15 protein-coding genes are annotated in these 17,068 nt (G+C 74.0%); 9 read left to right on the top strand and 6 right to left on the bottom strand.

Annotation, left to right across the window (positions count from 1 at the left end; all coding sequences use genetic code 11):
• The first annotated feature begins 79 nt into the window (after window positions 1-79).
• Genes DNL27_RS11035 through DNL27_RS11015 form a run of 5 tightly spaced genes read left to right on the top strand, consistent with a single transcriptional unit; the run spans window position 80 to window position 6,635 of the window.
• On the top strand, window positions 80-334 hold the full coding sequence (locus tag DNL27_RS11035) for an acyl carrier protein (protein WP_112235572.1): 255 nt from the start codon (window positions 80-82) through the stop codon (window positions 332-334).
• Window positions 327-1,541 carry an acyl-CoA dehydrogenase family protein gene (locus DNL27_RS11030; RefSeq protein ID WP_112235571.1) on the top strand — a complete coding sequence of 405 codons (1,215 nt, stop codon included), beginning with the start codon at window positions 327-329 and terminating at the stop codon, window positions 1,539-1,541. The genes DNL27_RS11035 and DNL27_RS11030 overlap by 8 nt, the downstream gene beginning before the upstream one ends.
• On the top strand, window positions 1,538-2,479 hold the full coding sequence (locus DNL27_RS11025) for a hypothetical protein (RefSeq protein WP_112235570.1): 942 nt from the start codon (window positions 1,538-1,540) through the stop codon (window positions 2,477-2,479). Before DNL27_RS11030 ends, DNL27_RS11025 begins: the two co-directional genes overlap by 4 nt.
• Complete coding sequence (locus DNL27_RS11020) at window positions 2,476-3,555, top strand: DUF1839 family protein (RefSeq protein WP_112235569.1); 1,080 nt, start codon at window positions 2,476-2,478, stop codon at window positions 3,553-3,555. Before DNL27_RS11025 ends, DNL27_RS11020 begins: the two co-directional genes overlap by 4 nt.
• Before the next feature lie 5 nt (window positions 3,556-3,560).
• Window positions 3,561-6,635 carry a hypothetical protein gene (locus DNL27_RS11015; RefSeq protein ID WP_112235568.1) on the top strand — a complete coding sequence of 1,025 codons (3,075 nt, stop codon included), beginning with the start codon at window positions 3,561-3,563 and terminating at the stop codon, window positions 6,633-6,635.
• A 219-nt stretch (window positions 6,636-6,854) separates the two neighbouring features.
• On the opposite strand, the gene DNL27_RS11010 is transcribed toward DNL27_RS11015, so the two are convergent.
• Entirely contained in the window at window positions 6,855-8,624 is a 1,770-nt protein-coding gene (locus DNL27_RS11010) for a hypothetical protein (protein ID WP_239494366.1), read from the bottom strand.
• 284 nt (window positions 8,625-8,908) lie between these two features.
• Between DNL27_RS11010 and DNL27_RS11005 the strand changes: the two genes are divergently transcribed.
• A complete protein-coding gene (locus tag DNL27_RS11005; RefSeq protein WP_204360292.1) occupies window positions 8,909-9,178 on the top strand; it encodes a hypothetical protein in 270 nt (89 codons plus the stop codon).
• Here the strand turns inward: DNL27_RS11005 and DNL27_RS12515 are convergent.
• Complete coding sequence (locus tag DNL27_RS12515) at window positions 9,147-10,145, bottom strand: hypothetical protein (RefSeq protein WP_239494364.1); 999 nt, start codon at window positions 10,143-10,145, stop codon at window positions 9,147-9,149. The genes DNL27_RS11005 and DNL27_RS12515 overlap by 32 nt on opposite strands.
• A gap of 319 nt (window positions 10,146-10,464) precedes the next feature.
• Between DNL27_RS12515 and rlmC the strand changes: the two genes are divergently transcribed.
• The gene (rlmC, locus tag DNL27_RS10995; protein WP_112235566.1) at window positions 10,465-11,601 is read left to right on the top strand and encodes a 23S rRNA (uracil(747)-C(5))-methyltransferase RlmC; all 1,137 of its coding nucleotides are present in this window, start codon (window positions 10,465-10,467) and stop codon (window positions 11,599-11,601) included.
• 212 nt (window positions 11,602-11,813) lie between these two features.
• On the opposite strand, the gene DNL27_RS10990 is transcribed toward rlmC, so the two are convergent.
• Entirely contained in the window at window positions 11,814-12,353 is a 540-nt protein-coding gene (locus DNL27_RS10990; protein ID WP_012399100.1) for a gluconokinase, read from the bottom strand.
• Window positions 12,354-12,685: 332 nt separating this feature from the next.
• On the opposite strand from DNL27_RS10990, the gene DNL27_RS10985 reads away from it, so the two are divergent.
• Together DNL27_RS10985 and DNL27_RS10980 are read left to right on the top strand one after the other, a co-directional pair.
• On the top strand, window positions 12,686-13,435 hold the full coding sequence (locus DNL27_RS10985) for a rhomboid-like protein (RefSeq protein ID WP_112235565.1): 750 nt from the start codon (window positions 12,686-12,688) through the stop codon (window positions 13,433-13,435).
• A gap of 134 nt (window positions 13,436-13,569) precedes the next feature.
• Window positions 13,570-14,799, top strand: a complete 1,230-nt coding sequence (locus DNL27_RS10980; protein ID WP_012399098.1) for an MFS transporter — start codon at window positions 13,570-13,572, stop codon at window positions 14,797-14,799.
• Between the two features lie 155 nt (window positions 14,800-14,954).
• On the opposite strand, the gene DNL27_RS12510 is transcribed toward DNL27_RS10980, so the two are convergent.
• The 3 genes from DNL27_RS12510 to DNL27_RS10970 form a co-directional block, all read right to left on the bottom strand.
• Complete coding sequence (locus DNL27_RS12510) at window positions 14,955-15,212, bottom strand: CPBP family intramembrane glutamic endopeptidase (protein WP_239494362.1); 258 nt, start codon at window positions 15,210-15,212, stop codon at window positions 14,955-14,957.
• Between the two features lie 40 nt (window positions 15,213-15,252).
• Complete coding sequence (locus tag DNL27_RS12505) at window positions 15,253-15,447, bottom strand: hypothetical protein (RefSeq protein ID WP_239494360.1); 195 nt, start codon at window positions 15,445-15,447, stop codon at window positions 15,253-15,255.
• Window positions 15,448-15,595: 148 nt separating this feature from the next.
• Complete coding sequence (locus tag DNL27_RS10970; RefSeq protein ID WP_112235563.1) at window positions 15,596-17,053, bottom strand: MFS transporter; 1,458 nt, start codon at window positions 17,051-17,053, stop codon at window positions 15,596-15,598.
• Between the last annotated feature and the right edge of the window lie 15 nt (window positions 17,054-17,068).

The raw sequence follows: 17,068 nt of genomic DNA, 5'->3' as shown, positions 1-17,068 counted from the left end.
CACACCACCGCAGGAACCGCAGAGAGGGCGGGTCCGCGGAGCAGAAGAATCACCAGATCAACCGAAAGAGGTTCACACCATGGATTCGACCGCCATCGAGACCACCGTCCGCTCCGTCCTGGCCGATCAGGGCAAGCTCTCCGAGGACGCCCAAACCATTGCCGCGGACGCGGACCTGTACCGCGCGGGGATGACCTCCCACGCCTCCGTGAACGTGATGCTCGGGCTCGAGGACGAGTTCGACATCGAGTTTCCCGAGGAGCGGCTCACCAAAGCCACGTTCACGTCCGTGCAGTCGATCACCGAGGCCGTGGAGGCGATCCAGAATGACTGAGACCACCGTGCTGACCGACACCTCCCGCATGCCGCGGGAGGAGACCCCGGGCGAGGACCGCGCGCAGCGCAACGCCGCCCGTGCGGAGGCCGTGGCCCGGGTGGCCCGCGAGTTCGCGGCCGCCGTGGACGAGGAGGGTCGTTTCCCCCGGGAGGCGATCGACGAGGCCCGTGCCCAGGGACTGCTGGGCGCGCCCATGTCCGAGGCGGACGGCGGGCTGGGGTGGAGCATCACCGAGCTGTGCCGGATGCTGGAGCGCGTGGGGCGCGAGTGCACCTCCACCGCCATGATCCTGGCCATGCACCACTCGCAGACGCTGTGCCTGACCCGGCACGCGGACACCGGGTACCTGCGCGAGTTCACCCGCCGAGTGGCCTCGGAGGGGTTGCTGCTGGCCTCCGCCACCACCGAGGTGAACATCGGGGGCAACACCCGCTCCTCCACGTGCGCGGTGCGTCCGGCCGGGGAGGGCCGCGTGCACCTGCACAAGACGTGCCCCGTGATCTCCTACGGCGCGTACGCGGACGCCATCCTGGTGACGGCGCGCGCGAGCGAGGAGGCGGCGTCGAGCGACCAGGTGCTGCTCGTGGTCGAGTCCCAGGACCTGCAGCTGGAGCGGCAGCGCGGCTGGGACGCCCTAGGTATGCGGGGCACGTGCTCCGAGTCCTTCGAGCTGGAGGCCACCACCCCGGCGGACGCCGTGTTCACGGTCCCGTTCGAGACCATCTCGGCGCGGACCATGCTGCCGGGTGCCCACTGCCTGTGGGCCTCGGCGTGGCTGGGCATGGCCACCCAGGCGGGTCTCACGGCCCGGTCCGTGGTGCAGAAGGCGGCCCGCAAGACCCCGGGCACCCCTCCACCGTCGGCCCTGCGCCTCGCCGAGCTGGAGGTGCAGCTGCAGTCCATGACGGACGTGGTGCGCGCCTCCGTGGCCCGCTACGAGGCGGCGTACGAGGACCCGGCCGCGTGCGAGTCCATGCCGTTCGCCATCGCCATGAACACCCTCAAGGTCTCCGGCGCGGAAGCGGTGCGCCGGATCGTGGGGGACGCCCTGGTGATCGTGGGCATCACGGCCTTCGCCAACCACTCGCCGGTCAGCCTGGCCCGGCTCTACCGGGACAGCATCGGACCCTCCGTCATGGTCAACAACGACCGCATCCTGCAGCACACCGCCACCTTGCAACTCGTCTCAAGGGGAGAACGATGACCATCACCGACACCCACCAGGACCTCACCCGCCAGCAGGACACGTTCCGCGCCGGGCTGGAGGCCAACGACTGGCTGCTGCCCACGCTGGGCGACGGCGTGACCGGGCTGGGCCCGCAGGCCGAGGACGTGGTGCAGGGCATCGCCGCCGCGGCACGCCGGGTGGCCAGGGAGCTGACGCCGGAGGCCGGTTCGCGCCGGCTGCGCTTCCCCCCGGTCAACGGAACGCGGTTGCTGGAGCGCACCGACTACGTGGCGTCCTTCCCGCAGCTGCTGGGGACCATCTCCGCGTTCGAGGGGGACAACAAGGCCCACCGCAGGCTGCTGGCCATGTACGAGGAGGGCGGTGACTGGCCCGCCGAGCTCTCGCCGGCCGGCCACGCCCTGGTCCCGGCCGTGTGCCACCCGCTCTACGCGTACCTCGAGGGCTCGCAGGTGGACGGCTCCGTGTACGAGCTCATGGGGGAGTGCTACCGCCACGAGCCCAGCCCGGACCCCATGCGCTTCGTGACGTTCCGGATGTTCGAGGCCGTGCGCATCGGCACGCCCCAGGACGCCCAGGAGCACCGTGAGAAGTGGCTCGCCGCGGGCACCGAGCTGCTGCGCGCGCTGGGTCTCACCGTGGAGGCGGACACCGCCAACGACCCGTTCTTCGGCCGCGCGGGCAAGCTGCTCAGCGCGGGTCAGCGCGAGGCGCAGCTGAAGTTCGAGATCCTCACGGAGGTCTACCCGGGCCACCCCACGGCGATCGCCTCGGCGAACCTGCACGAGGACCACTTCGGCGAGGCCTTCCACTTGCACACCGCCGACGGCGCCGTGGCCCACTCCGCGTGCTTCGGCTTCGGCCTGGAGCGCGTGGCGCTGGCGCTGGCCTCCGTCCACGGCTTTGACGTGGCCGCGTGGCCCGCGGGGGTGCGCACGGAGCTGGGTCTGCCATGACCGCCGTGACCGAGTCCCGCGGCGTCGTCGTCCCGGCGGGCGCCGAGCACCCGTTCGGCACCGAGGTGCTCGCGGTGCGGGGGTGCGAGTCGCTGACACCGGCGAACGCGCGCCGCTCCGTGCTGCACGACCCAGCGGAGCCGTGGTCACCCACCAACTGCTACATGGACGTGTGGATCGGGCTCACCGCGGTTCTCGGTCTGGATCCCGTGCCCATGCTGGGGGCCGCGTTCAGCGCGGATTTCCTGGGGGACCAGTGGGAGTTCCTCAAGCCGCGCCAGGAGGACCTCGAGTGCCTCTACGGCCTCACGGTGGGGGAGTACGACACCTGGCGTCCGCTGGGGGAGCACCTGCAGCTGGCCATGTCCCGGGGGGACGCCCTGGTGGTGGAGGTGGACGCGTTCCACCTCCCGGACACCGAGGGCGTCTCCTACGGCCTGGAGCACACCAAGACCTCCATCGTGCCGCTGCGCCTGGACCCGCTCGCGGGGGAGCTCGTGTACCTGCACAACGACGGCGTCCACGTGCTGGGCGGGGAGGATCTGGAGCACACCCTCGGCCCCGCGATGCGTGGCGGGGCGGTGCCGTACCCGTACGTGGAGCTCGTGCGCCTGGACGGGATGCGGCGGCTGTCCGAGCAGGAGCTGTGGCGGCGCGGAGTGGGCCTCGTGCGGGCCCACCTGCGCCGTGCGCCCTCGGACAGCCCGGCCCGGCGGCTCGTGGACTCGATCCGCGCGCAGCTGCCCGTGCTGGCCGAGCGGGGTCTGCCGTACTTCCACGTCTACTCCTTCGCGACCACCCGGCAGGCGGGGCTCACCGCCGGTCTGGCCGCCCACGTGTGCCGGTTCCTGGCGGACGGGGCGCAGGCCTGGCCGAGCGACCTCTGCCCGGAGCGGCTGCGGGAGGCCGCGGAGGCCTTCGACGACGCCGCGGGCGCGGCCAAGACGCTGCAGTTCCAGCTGGCCCGGGCGGCGTCGGGACGCACTCCGCGCGTGGACGCCTCGGCGGCGGCCTTCGTGGCGGGGTACGACGCCGCCATGCACGCCGTGCGCGAGGCCCTGGGCTTCGGGGAGTGACGCGCGTGCCGGGGGCGGACGTCGCGGCCGGTGCCGACGTCCTGGCGGACGCCCGGTGGACGCTGTACCGCCACGACCCCGCCCGGACCGTCGCGGATGCCCCGGACCCGGCGCTCGCCGACCCGGCCGGCGGGGGGATCCCGGCGCGCGTGCCCGGCACCGTGAGCGGCGCGCTGCGCGACGTCCTCGGTGAGGACGCCGTGGATGCGCAGCTGCGCGCTGGCTCCGGGGACACCGCGTGGGAGTACCGCACCCGGGTGGTGACCCCCGGCGGCCCATACCGCTTCCGCTCCGCGGGTGTGGCCACGGTGGCCCGTCTGCTCGTGGCCGGACGCGAGGTGCACGTCTCGGAGACCGCGTTCACGCCGTGGGACGTCGTTGTGCAGCTGCCCGCCGGTGCGTGCGAGGTCGTGCTGCGCATCGAGCCGACCACGAGCGTGGCCGTTCCCCGCCGCCCCCGCGCCCGGTGGCTCTCACCGCTGGTGCCCGAGCGTTCCGTGCGGTGGCGGCGCACCCCGCTCGTGGGCTTCATCGACTGGCCCGGAGCGCGCCCCGTGCTGGGGCCCTGGGGAGGCCTCACCGCACGGGCTGAGCCCTCCACCGCACCCCTCGACCTCTCCTCGTGCACCGTGAGCGCCCGGGTGGCGGAGGACGGTGCGGGCCTCGTGAGCGTGCGCCTGGTGTCCCGCGTCGCCGCTGCCACCGCCCCGGCATCCGCGCCATCCGCAGAGCCCGCTCCGAGCACCGTCCCCTCCGGCACGAGCCCTGCCGCGCCGCCCGGCGACTCTCCGGACCAGACACTTCGCGAGGCCGCCCGACCAGAGCCGGACGCGGAGCCCGCGGGGGCGACCGTGCGCGTCGTCGTGTCCCGCGCGGACGCGGACGACGACGCCGTGGTCCGCCTCGAGCACACGGTCACCTCCGGGGACCGCGCCTCGGACGGGACCGTCACCGTGGCCGTCCGGGTGCCGGAGCCGGACCTGTGGTGGCCCCACGGCATGGGCGGGCAGAGCCTGTACCGGGTGCGCGTGGGTGTGGGGGGCGAGCACACCGAGACCACCGTGGGATTCCGCACCGTGAGCGCCGAGCACCGCGACGCCGAGCACCGCGGCCTGGCACTGCGGGTCAACGGGGTCCCCGTGTTCGTGCGCGGTGCGGTGTGGACCGGCAGCGACCCCTTCGAGACGGCCGCGGACCCGCGGCGCACCCGCGCGGTGCTGCAGCGGCTGCGGACGGCCGGACTCACGATGCTGCGCTGTCCCGGAACCGGCTGCTACGAGAGCGAGGACTTCCACCGGGCGTGCGACGAGCTGGGCCTCATGGTGTGGCAGGACGTCGCCCTCGGGCCCCTCGACCCGCCCGACGAGCCCCACTGGCGGGAGGGGCTGCGCTCAGAGGTGCGCTCGCTCGCCGCGCGGCTGGGCGCCCACCCGTCCACCGCGGTGGTCTCCGGCGGCACCGAGGTGATCCAGGCCCCCGTGCTCGCGGGCCGGCCCGCCGAGCAGTGGACCCCCGAGGTGCTGCTGCACGACGTCCCCACCGCGGTGGGGGAGGCGCTCGCGGACGCGGTGGTGGTGCCCTCCTCGCCGTGCTCCGACGCCCAGCTCGACGCCGCCGCGGCCGCCTACGAGTCCGCCCGCGACCGGGCGGCGAGTGAGCACGCACCGGCCGGGTGTCGGGCCCCGAACGAGACCCTTGCCGAGCACGAGGATGCCCCGCCCACGGGAGACAGCCGGGACGCTGCGCTGCTGTCGCCCGAGGGCGCGGGCGCACCGCTGGCCACGCCGGAGCAGGCGGGCGGCGCGGCGTCGTCGTCCGGTGTGCCCGCGGGATCCCCGGTGGACGCCGCGGACGGCGTGTGCCACTACTTCGGGGTGGGTGCGTACGGCCGTCCGCTCGAGGACGCCGTGACGCGCGGGGTGCGTTTCGCCGCCGAGGCGCTCGCCTTCGCCGTGCCCCCGGAGCCCGCCGTGGTGCGGGCGCAGTTCGGCACGGACGGGCCGCTGGACACGCCCGCCGGTGGCGCCGCCTGGCGCCGCGGTCTGGCCCGCGATCCGGGCGCGGCCTGGACCTTCGAGGACACCACCACCACGTACGTCCACCGGCTGTTCCTCGACCGGGACAGCGATCCCGACGCTGCCCTGGCGGCTCCCGCGCGCCCCGCCGAGGCCGGCGCTCTCGGGGGTCACGCGCAGGTGCTCGAGCACGAGCGCGCGGCCCTGGCCCACGTGTTCCAGCGCAGCTTCGCGCAGTGGCGTGCCGTGGACTCGCCGTGCCGGGGAGCCCTCGTGCTCGCGGCGGCGTCCACCGCACCGGGGGCGGGGTGGGGCGTCCTGGACGTCACCGGTCGACCCACCGCGGCGTGGTACGGAATGCGCCGGGCGTGCGCGCCGGTCGCGGTGTGCTTCGTGCCCGCGGGCGGTGACGGGCTGCCCGCCCACGTGTGGAACGACGGCGCCGAGCCCCTGGACGCCACGCTGCAGCTCACCGTGGCCACGGTCCGGGGCGGGAGCCTGCCCCCGATCGACGTGCCGGTCACGGTCCCCTCCCGCGGCGCGATCACGGTCCGAGCGGACCTCGCGGACGGCACGTTCCGGGACCTCGACCACGCCTACGGTTTCAGGGAACGGGAGTTCGACGCCGTCGGCGCCGTGCTGCTCGACGCTTCCGGGAACGCCCTGGCGCGGGACGTGCACCTCAGTGGCGGTCCGCGCCGGAACGACCCCGAGGACCCCGGGCTGCGCGCTCGGTGGCACCGGAACGAGGACGGTTCGTGGGCGGTGTCGGTCAGCGCGGAACGGCTCGCGCGGTTCGTGGCGCTGGACCTTCCCGTGGGTGCTCCCGAGGACGATCCCGAGGGCGCCGCACCGGCCGTGCCCGGTGGCGGGACCGCCGGGGACCGTGCACCGGCCGCCGCGGCTGCCGACGTTGCCCCCGCCGTGGCCGAGGACGGCTACGTGCACCTGCTGCCCGGGGAGACGCTGCACCTGCCCGTCAGCGGTGAGGCCACGGACGCCGTGCGCCGGGGGACCGTGGTGCGCGCGCTGGACGCGGCTCCCGTGACGGTGGCCGGCGACTGACCGCGGCCTGTCCCGGTGGCTCCCGGCGGCGTCGAACGTGCGGGCCCGGGCGCGTGGGCCGTAGCCGTGGGCTGGGACGCTCAGCCCCCGGGCCGTGGTTCACGGCCTGCTGACCCGCGCTCGCGGGGAAGAACCTGCGTCGGGCAGGTGTCCGGACACGCAGCTCCTGACACCCTGCCGCGGGCCCATCGTGGGCCGGCGGAGCCGCAGAGCGAGCTGTCAGTGCTCGGCGGGCGACTGGGGCGCGACCTCGTCCACCACGTACCGGCACAGCGTGTGCCGGGAGGCCGTGGCGAAGACCGAGTGGTCGAGCGGCTCCAGCAGCACCATGGCCGAGCGCCCCTCCCGGGTGGCCTCCCTGACCCCGCAGTGGGCGGCGTCGGCGGGGCCGAACACCGCGTTGACCGTGAGGCCGGGGACGCGGGAGAGCCGACGCAGCGCGGGCTGCGGAACGTCGATGATCCCCGCGGTGGCCGCGAGTGAGTTGAGCCGCGGGGAGGCGTTGTGGGCCCGTGCGCGCGTGCCGCGGACCACCGTGCGGCCCACGCTGCCCGCGCGGGAGAGGAGCACGCGGCTCAGGGGGCGCGGGGCGGCGTCGTCCTGCTGCGGTGCCGTCGGCTGCGCGGACGGCTCGTCGCCGGGCAGCCGCGGTGCCAGCGGTCCGCTGCGCAGCCCCTGACGCCAGTACCGCCACGATTCGCGCTGCCACGCCACGTTGTTGATCACGTGCAGGGTCAGCCGCTCGCTCACCTCGGCAGGAAGCTCCGGTGCGGCGGCCACGAGACCCCAGGCGCCCAGGCAGATCCCGGCCGCGCTCAGGGCACCATCCGTGAGCCGCGCGAGCTGCTCCACGAGCTCCCGGCACTCCACCACGGTGTGGCGGGCGTAGGGGTTGGAGTCGCGGGTGAGGGCGTGGTCCACCAGCTCGCCGGTGTCCGAGCGCTCGGCCAGCAGGCAGACCGCACCGCGTGCCGAGGCCAGCAGCGCCGTGTGCAGCCACAGTCCGCTCGCGGCCTCCATGACGTCCGAGCCGGGGGAGACGAGCGCCAGCCCGGGGGCCTGCGCGGTGTGCTCCACGGGCTCCGTGCGGATCGCGGGGCGCTCGTCCCGGCCCACCGTGGTGTGGATGAGCCGCACAGGCGTGCCGTGGACGTCCACGGTCAGGCTCCGGGCGGGACGCGGCGCGGGTGCGTCCTCGGGCGCGGCGGTGCCCCGGGCCGGTGCGTGCGGGCCGAGGGCCGTGAGCACCGCGCGGGTCACACCGCTGGGAACCGTGGCCACGCGGGGGTGCACGTCCAGGGGCAGGGGGCCGGTGCTCTCCTCGGGCAGCACGACCAGCCCTCGTGCAGGGTCCTCGACCGGGGTGGGGACGGTCCTGACCGCCGCGGCGCCCTCCGCGCACAGCTGCAGGTCCATGAGCTCGGTGCCCTCGGTGTCCCTGGGCGGCAGGCTTGAACCGGCCATGCGCCGCAGGGCGCTCTGGTGGCGCAGCCACTGCTTGCCGGACACCGGCGCCAGCAGCACGCGGTCGAGCCACGCGGAGTCCTCGTCCGCGGCCATGTAGGCCCCCGCGACGCTGAACGCCACCCCACGCACGGGCTGGTCCGCCCCGGCCCAGTCCCGCACGACCCGCAGGTCCTGCTCCCAGAGCCGGGCGTCGCAGCAGGCCTCGGTGGCGGGGCTCTGGCCCGTGCCGGACCAGTCGAAGCGCACCACGCGCCAGCCGTCCGCGGCCAGGGCCCGGGCGGTGTGCACGACCGTGCGGTTCATGGTGACCCGCTCCCGGCCCGGCGGCGCGGCGAGGACCACCGCGGCACCCCGGGACGGCTCGGCGGGCTCGTGCACGTGCACGGCCAGCCACCGCTGCCCGGCCGGGATCCAGCCGTGGGTCACTCCGGCGTCGAGGGCCTCGTGCCGGGGCCCTGCCGCGTTCGAGGACGCCGTGAGCAGGGACCGCAGCGGTCGGCCCGGACCTGAAAAGCTGAACAATGAATTCTCCCCCGACAAGACGAGCGGCGCCGTCCGCCCGCGGTGGTCCACCGTCTCTCCCCCAGTCGGTGGCGCGGACTCGGCGCTGATGTACGTACTCAGCCTAACTTCTCCGAGCGGTGCGGCCCTCCGGAGACCTCGCCCCCACTTTGGTGCAGTGGTCCCCCGATGTGGGGGCAGCGCCGGGGTGCCGGGCGGTGCGGTCCCACGCCCCGGGCGGCCGGTGCCGCAGTCCGAGCCAGGCGCGGATCCCGCCACGGGAGCCCCGGGGAAGGGCTTTTCGCATGAAGCACTACGACACACCGCGCAGGCCCGCCGAGTACCGGCGCCCACCCGAGAAGGTCCAGGGCCGTCGCAGGGGTCTCGGCATGGACGTGGTGGAGAACTTCTTCTTCGGCCTCGTGATGGTGCTGGTCTTCGTGTTCGCGGTGGTGATCCTGCGCAGGGTGGACAACGCCTGGACGCTCGTGGGCTACAGCCTCGTGTTCTGGGCGCTCATGGCGTACCTGGCCCTGCCCCGGCTCACCGCACGTCGATGCCGAACACGCGCTTGACCGCGGTGACCACGTGACGCCCGTAGCGCTGTGAGGACGGTGTGGAGGAGAACGGCAGGAACCGTCCGGGCACGTCCGGGTGGGTGATCTTGCCGTGCGTGGGCCCCGAGGTGGTCACCTCGAAGCCCGCCGCGCGCAGCCGTTCCAGCAGCTCCCGGCGGTTGGTGGGGTAGCGCGTGCCGCTGCCGCCGGGCTTGGCACCCGTGCGCTCCAGGGAGTCGGGGGTGTCCGCCCAGGTCTCGTCCGGCCGGCGGGCCACGGCCCACCCGCTGCGGTAGATCCCCACCACCCGGTGCTGCGCGCGCGTGACCTGCACGCACAGCTGGCCGCGCACGTAGTAGTCGGTGCGGCCAAGGTCCGCGGTCCACGTGTCCTCGGGGTCCGCCACGACGGCCCGCAGGGCGTCCTCGCCCACGTCCCACACGCCGCGCACGTCCATACCGTCCGCGGGGACGTCCAGCTCCCGGGACGGTGCGGGCCCCGAGTCCACGGTGTAGAACGCGTCCCGGGGCGTGGCCGTCACCGGGGTGACCCCGGCCCGCAGCTGCGCAACCATGGCCGCGAGCTGCGGGTCCACGGTCAGCACGCGGGGAGCGTCCCGCACGGCGGCCACGGGGGCCGGGCGCGGACCGGGCCCCGGCTTGGGCGTGCCGCCCGGCGCCACGTGGGCCGCAGCTCCGGGTGTCCCGGGGGACGACGCCGCCCGCGCGCCTCCCTCGGCGGCTTCCCGCCCGGGCCTGGAGGGCGTGCCGGACTCGCGGCCATCGGAGGCCCGACCGGGGGACGACGCCGCTCCCGCACCCCGTTCTGCCGCGTTCCCTGCTGCGGTGGTGCCCGTTCCGTCCTCCCCGGCGGTCCCCGAGGTCGCAGGGGACGGGCGCCACGAGGTGTAGTCCACCGGACGCACGTCTTGTGCGGGATCGGTGCGGCCCCGCATCACGGCGGGGGAGGGGCGCTGGGTGCTCATGGCTGTGGTCCTCTAAGTGGGCGGCGGGTGTCCTCACGGTGCCACGATCCTCGGGCGCACGCCACACGCCGGGATCGCGGGGACAGCACGGGGACTGGACGGGGACAGGACGGGGGGGGCGCCCGGTGGGTGCGGCCAGGGGCGAGTGCGTGTCTTCGCCCCGGGCGCGGCCCGCACATTGGGGGTGGCCCTGGCGTCGCCCCGTGGCGGACGGCACGCCACGCGGACGAACGGGGCAGTGCACCGGGTGCCGCCCGCGGGACCCGGCAGTGCGGCGTCGTCGTGCCCGGCAGGCGGGGCTCACCGTACACTCGGGCGGGTGGAATGCGGATACTACGACCGGGGCGAGTGCCGGTCCTGCACGGTGATCGAGGTGCCGTACGCGCGGCAGCTGGCGCGCAAGCAGGAGCTGGTGCGGGAGCTCGTGGACGCCCACGGTGCGCCGCGGTGGCTGGGGCCGGTGGCCTCGCCGGAGAAGGGGTTCCGCAACAAGGCCAAGATGGTGGTGGCGGGCCGGGTGGGGGCGCCCACGCTCGGCATCCTGGACGGCGCCGCGGGTGTGGACCTCCGGGACTGCCCGCTGTACCCCGAACCCGTCACGCGGGCCCTGCGCGCGCTCGCGGAGTTCATCGGGCGGGTGCGGCTGCTGCCCTACGACGTCGCGAAGCGCCGCGGCGAGATCAAGCACGTGATCGTCACCGGCAGCCCCGAGGGTCGGCTCATGGTGCGCTTCGTGCTGCGCAGCACCCGCCAGCTGCCCAAGATCGCCGAGAACCTGGACCTGCTGCGCGAGCTGGTGCCCGCCGCGGACGTGGTCTCCGTGAACATCCAGCCCGAGCACAAGGCCGTGCTCGAGGGCCCCGAGGAAATCCTGCTGAGCGAGCAGTCGGAGCTGGTGATGCGCCTCAACGGGATCGACCTGCGCGTGCGGCCGCGCTCCTTCTTCCAGACCAACACGGCCGTGACCGAGCAGCTGTACCGGCAGGTCGCGGACTGGGTGGACGCCGTGGGGCCGGCGAGCGTGTGGGACCTGTACTGCGGCGTCGGCGGCTTCGCGCTGCACGTGGCGGGGCCCGGGCGCGAGGTGGTGGGCACCGAGATCTCCGAAGAAGCCGTGGCCTCCGCGCAGGACACGGCTCGGGCCATGGGCCTGCCGCAGGACGGCCCGGGCTCCGTGCGCTTCCTGGCCGACGACGCCGCCGCGACCCCCGCGGACCTGCCCGGCACCCCGGAGCTCGCGGTCGTCAACCCGCCGCGGCGCGGCCTGGACGCCTCCCTGTGTGCGTGGCTCGAGAGTTCGTCCGTGCGCCACGCGGTGTACTCCTCGTGCAACGCGCAGACCCTCGCGCGGGATCTCGCCCGCATGCCGTCCCTGCGCCCGGTGGAGGCTCGGCTGCTGGACATGTTCCCCCACACCGGGCACTACGAGGTGGCGGTGCTGCTGCGGCGCGACTGAGCGGTCGCGCGGGCGGTGCGCGCCAGGGAACGACGCCGCCGGGCCCGGGTGACGCCGCCGCGCCCCGGTCGGGCGGCGGCTCGCGCCTCGCCACCGAGCCGGACTGCCCGGCCGGCCCCGCGGCGCTGGTCCGCGGCATCCCGCAGGGAGGGTCCGGCCAGGACGATCCGGCCGGCCCCTGCGTCCAGGGCAGGGTGCTCAGGCCCGAGTGCTCAGGACTGCGCGGCCACGAGCGCGCGGAGGCGGGTGACGGCGTCGTCCACCATGTCCGCGACGGGCTGGTCGATGTTGAGCACGTACCCGCCCTCCTCCTGGGCGAGCGGCTCCAGCGTCTCGATCTGGGACTCCAGCAGCGCGGCCGGCATGAAGTGCCCGCTGCGCCCCTCGATGCGGCGGGTCAGCACCTCCAGGGTGCCGTCCAGGTGCAAGAACAGTGCGGACGGGGCCTGGGAGCGGATGCGCTCGCGGTAGGCGCGCTTGAGCGCGGAGCAGGCCACCACGAGGCCCTCGCGGCGCTCGCCGTGCTCGTGCAGGGTGCGCCCCACGATCTCGAGCCACGGCCAGCGGTCGTCGTCGTCCAGCGGGGTGCCCGCGGCCATCTTCTGGACGTTCTCCAGGGGGTGCAGGCTGTCCCCGTCGATGAACTGGACCCCCAGCTCGTGCGCCACGAGCGTGCCGATGGTGGTCTTGCCGGAACCGGAGACCCCCATGACCACCACGAGCGGCGGCAGCGGCTCGCGCGCCGGGCTCATGCCCCGGCCCCCGTGGTGGGTGCCGGGTGTGCGGCCGGACCCTGTGCGGCAGGGTCCCGGGGCGCGGGGCCGGTGCGGACGTCGTCGTCGTTCACGGTGTTCCTCTCAGACGGTGCGTGACCACGAGGTCACCCGGTAACCCTGCCACGCCGGGGGGCCTCCGTGCGAGACGGGCGTGTCCGAACGGGACGGGGCGACCGCGCCGCCGGGCCGTCCCGTGCACGCCCTCCGCTCCCCGACGGCCCACCGTCCTGGCCGCGCCGCGGGAGGCGCGGTGTCCCGGGCGGGGCACTCCGGTGCCGGGGCGCGCACCACGAGCGCATACTTGCCCAGTGATCACTCTCGCGATCGTGCTGCTGGCGGTGGGGTTCCTCTACGCCGTGGACCACTCGTGGCCCGGTTTCCGCCGCATCAGCGCGTGGTGGCTGCGCCGGGGGGAGCCCCTCAAGGACAGGGTGCGCCACGCGCCCCTCACGTACCTGTACCTGGTGCTGCTCACGTTCACCACGTGGCTGCTGGCCAACACCTCGGAACCCCTGCGCAAGGCGTTCCTCGCGGAGCAGTCCACCAACCTGCACGAGCTCAGCACCAACCCCGTGACCGTGCTGGTGCGCAGCGCCATGTACGTGTCCCCCGCGGAGCTGCTGATCTGGTGGGTGGGTTTCAGCCTGGTGGTCGCACCCATGGAGCGCCGCTTCGGGGGGCAGCGCGTCCTGGCCGGCTTCGTCCTGGGCCACGTCGGTGCCACCGTGGCGGTCGCCTACCTGCAGGTGTGGCTGTTCCGCACCGCGGAGCTGCCCGTGCCGTCCCCTGTGCTGATCGACGTGGGCGCGAGCTACGGGTTCTGCGCGCTCGCCGCGCTGGCCACCTACCGGGGCCCGCTGCGCCGTCGGCTGCTGTGGGCCGGGGGGCTGGTCGGGCTGCTCGCGGCGGGCCTGCTGCTGGACCTCGACTGGTCCTCCATCGGGCACTGCGTGGCCGCCGTGCTCGGTTTCGCCTCCTACCCGCTCGTGCGCCCGGAGGCCGCGGTGCACCACGAGGCGCGGGTCCGCGCCCGGCGGCTCTACCGGATGGAGCACTGAGCCCGGGCAACGCCAGGTTACCGACGAGTTTTGTGACCTACCGCACCCTGCCCTAGCATGCACACAGAACGAGCGGGCCCGGGGTTACTGGCCCCGGGTGAACCCGCCGAGGGCGACGACGAGGGAATGACGGCATGAGAACGAAGCCCTGGATGAGGGTCAGCTCCGCGCTGCTGGCGGTGGCGTGGGGAGGCAACGAGTTCACGCCGTTGCTGGTCATGTACCGCACGGTGGAGGGCTACCAGCAGGTGGCCGTAGACATGCTGCTGGCGGCATACGTTCTGGGCATCGTGCCCGCGCTGCTGATCGGCGGGCCACTGTCTGACCGGCACGGGCGCCGCACCCTGATGATCCCCGCCCCGGTGCTGGCCATGGTGGGCAGCATCCTGCTGGCCGTGGGTGCGGAGAGCCTGTTCGTGCTGTTCGTGGGCCGGGTCTTCTCCGGCCTGGCCCTGGGCCTGGGCATGGCGGTGGGGACCTCCTGGATCAAGGAGCTGTCGGAGAAGCCCTACGAGGAGCACCCGGAGCGGGTCTCCGGTGCCCGCCGGGCCTCGCTGTCCCTGACCGCCGGGTTCGCCCTGGGGGCCGCGGCGGCCGCGGCCCTCGCGCAGTTCGCGCCCCTGCAGACCGTTCTGCCGTACATGATCAACCTGCTCATCTGTCTGCCCGCCGTGTTCCTGGTGGCCGGGGCTCCCGAGACCCGCCACGCCACCGCCCCCCACGGCCCGCTGCTGGCGGACCTGAAGATCCCCGCCACACGGCAGCACCGCTTCTGGTTCGTGGTGGCGCCCTCCGCGCCGTGGGTCTTCGGCTGCGCGGCCTCCGCGTACGCGATCCTGCCCGCACTCATGGCAGACGTGGTGGGCCCCCGGTACGGCATCGCCTTCTCCGGGCTGATGTGCCTGGTAGGGCTGGGCTTCGGGTTCTTCATCCAGCCCCTGGGCAAGCGCCTTGATAGGGACGGCTCCATCCGCTCCCTCGCCGTGGGGATGGGTGCGGTGATCCTGGGAATGCTCGCCGCGGTGCTGGCCTCGGCCACCCTGAACCTGGCCCTCGTGCTGCTGGCCTCCGCGGTGCTGGGCTGCGGCTACGGGCTGGTTCTGGTGTCCGGGCTGCAGGAGGTCCAGCGGATCGCCCGCCCGGACGACCTCGCCGGGCTCACCGCCGTGTTCTACTCCCTGACCTACATCGGCTTCTTCGTACCCATGGTGCTCGCCCTGGTCTCCGAGTTCACCAGCTACCCGTGGCTGTTCGTCTCGGGCGCGGTGATCGCCGCACTGTGCCTGGGGATCATGGCCTACGGCCGCCGCCACGAGGTGCGCGACCTCGACCTGCTGGAGGCGAACGACGCCGCCCGCCCCTGACCCCGACGCAACGACGCCGCACGCTCCCGGACCCTGCGCGGGTCACGGGGGCGTGCGGCGTCGTCGACCGTGGGGCCTCCGCGCGGGCGTGGCCCGGGACCTGGGTCGGCGGCGTCACCGGGCCCGCCGTGCCGGAGCCGCTCCGGGCGGGCGGCTCAGCCCACGGCGTCGGAGAGCAGCTTCACGAGCAGCACCGTGAGCGGGCCGCCCAGCAGGAAGTTGTTCAGCGCGTGCATGAGCAGCACGTGCCAGATGTTGCGCGTCCACAGGTACACCAGGTTCATCACCAGGCCCGCGCCGGCGTAGGACAGGGTCAGCAGCCAGTGGCCGTCGACGTTGTTCACGTGGATCAGCCCGAAGACCAGGGCGTTGACCAGCACCAGCGCGGCGGCCGGCACGGCCCTGCCCCACACGGGCAGCCGCAGCAGCAGAGCGTGGCGGAACGTGAAGTCCTCAATGAGCGCCGTGACCGTGGGGCCCAGGGACGGTGGAGGACCCCAGGGCGGAGCCCAGCCACCCCGCGGCGAAGATGGCGGGGACGGCCAGCACCGCCACGGTGTCCCGGGCGTGCCAGGACCACTGCCGTGCGGGGTCCTCGGCACGGACGAGGGCGGTGAACGAGGGTCGTGGGGCGCTCGGTGCTGTCATGTCCTCTGATCCTGGGGTGGCCGGGGTCCCGGACGCGGCGTGCGGAACCGGACCGGGCGGCATCGTCCGCGGTGCGGTGCGGTGAGGGATGGTGCGGGGGCGGGGCCGGACGGCGCGACAGGCGTGCGCCGTCCGACCCCGGGCAGGCTCAGGAGCGGGTGTCCTGGGCGTCCGAGCCGCTCAGGGAGCGGTGGTGGGCCATGAGCTGGCGCTCCCGGGGCAGCACGAACAGCAGCAGCACCACCGTGAGGACCACCGAGAGGGTGAGCAGCCCGTAGGTGGCGCCCCACCCGAACTCGTGCACGACCCAGCCCACGCCCGTGGAGGCCAGGGTGGCGCCGAAGACGTAGCCGAACAGCCCGGTGAACCCGGCCGCAGTGCCGGCCACGTGGCGCGCGGACATGTCCAGGGCCTGCAGGCCGATGAGCATCACGGGACCGTAGATGAACGCGCCGATGAAGAACAGGAACACCATGAGCAGCCAGTACGGCGTGCCCACCGGGGCCAGCCAGTAGGCCACCAGGAACACGCCCACGCCCACCATGAACGTGATGCCGGTCCAGCTGCGGTTGCCGTGGAACACCTTGTCCGAGACCCAGCCGCACGCGAGGGTGCCGAAGATCCCGGCGAGCTCGAAGAGGGAGAAGCCCGCGATGCCCTGCGCGAGGGACATCCCGTGGTGCTCCGCGAGGTACGTGGGTGCCCAGCTGAGCACGCCGTAGCGCAGGGAGTAGATGAACACGTTGGCCAGGGCCAGGAACACCATGGTGCGGTTGAGCAGCACGTGCTTGACCACGATGCGCCAGTAGGAGCTCTCCTCGAGCTCGCCGAGGTCCGCCTCCACCTTGGCGGGATCGTCCCGGTACTCCTCGATCGGGGGCAGCCCCACCGCCTCGGGACGGTCACGGACCAGCACGAAGGCCACGGCGGCCACCACCAGGGCGCCGATCGCGGGCACCCAGAACGCGGACTGCCAGGAGTCACCGGTGATCGCCAGGCCCAGGGCGGCCAGCGCGCCCACACCCATGCCGCCCACGTTGTGCGCGGTGTTCCAGATGGCGGTCTTCCAGCCGCGCTCGGTGGTGGAGAACCAGTGCACGAGCACGCGCCCGCACGGCGGCCAGCCCATGCCCTGCACCCAGCCGTTGACGAACATCACGGTGGCGAACAGCGCCACGGACGCGGAGACCGCCGGGACGAACGCGACCACCAGGTTCGCCACCGCGGACAGCGCCAGGCCGATCGGCAGGAAGTACCGGGCGTTGGAGCGGTCCGAGATGGTGGCGGAGAAGAACTTGGAGAAGCCGTAGGCCAGCAGCACGGCGTTGCCGATGATGCCGATCCCCACGGTGCTGATGGTGCCCTGGGCCAGCAGCAGGGGAGCGATCAGCGAGATGTTGTTGCGGATCAGGTAGAACCCGGCGTAGCCGATGAAGATCCCCAGGAACACCTGCAGCCGCAGCCGAGGATAGCGCCGCGCCACCTCCTGCTCGGGCAGCCGCGGGGCCGCCGGGGGAGCGGCCATCCAGCGCAGCGCACGGGGTGTGCCCGCTGCCGGGGCGTCCTCCTCGTGTGGCGGGGCGGACGGGGACGAGGGTGCGGACATGCGCTCCACCTCTCT

It is taken from the genome of Kocuria sp. BT304, assembly GCF_003290245.1.
GTDB lineage: Bacteria > Actinomycetota > Actinomycetes > Actinomycetales > Micrococcaceae > Kocuria > Kocuria rhizophila_A.
The sequence above is the reverse complement of the archived record's forward strand: the minus strand, read 5'-3'. Positions and strand labels throughout refer to the sequence as shown.

Coding starts and splice junctions, on each gene's coding strand:
- DNL27_RS10990 (WP_012399100.1), bottom strand. CDS start 12,353: ATGAGCCCGGCGCGCGAGCCGCTGCCGCCGCTCGTGGTGGTCATGGGG.
- DNL27_RS12505 (WP_239494360.1), bottom strand. CDS start 15,447: ATGACAGCACCGAGCGCCCCACGACCCTCGTTCACCGCCCTCGTCCGT.
- DNL27_RS11025 (WP_112235570.1), top strand. CDS start 1,538: ATGACCATCACCGACACCCACCAGGACCTCACCCGCCAGCAGGACACG.
- DNL27_RS11005 (WP_204360292.1), top strand. CDS start 8,909: ATGAAGCACTACGACACACCGCGCAGGCCCGCCGAGTACCGGCGCCCA.
- DNL27_RS11020 (WP_112235569.1), top strand. CDS start 2,476: ATGACCGCCGTGACCGAGTCCCGCGGCGTCGTCGTCCCGGCGGGCGCC.
- DNL27_RS10970 (WP_112235563.1), bottom strand. CDS start 17,053: ATGTCCGCACCCTCGTCCCCGTCCGCCCCGCCACACGAGGAGGACGCC.
- DNL27_RS11035 (WP_112235572.1), top strand. CDS start 80: ATGGATTCGACCGCCATCGAGACCACCGTCCGCTCCGTCCTGGCCGAT.
- DNL27_RS12515 (WP_239494364.1), bottom strand. CDS start 10,145: ATGAGCACCCAGCGCCCCTCCCCCGCCGTGATGCGGGGCCGCACCGAT.
- DNL27_RS11030 (WP_112235571.1), top strand. CDS start 327: ATGACTGAGACCACCGTGCTGACCGACACCTCCCGCATGCCGCGGGAG.
- DNL27_RS10980 (WP_012399098.1), top strand. CDS start 13,570: ATGAGAACGAAGCCCTGGATGAGGGTCAGCTCCGCGCTGCTGGCGGTG.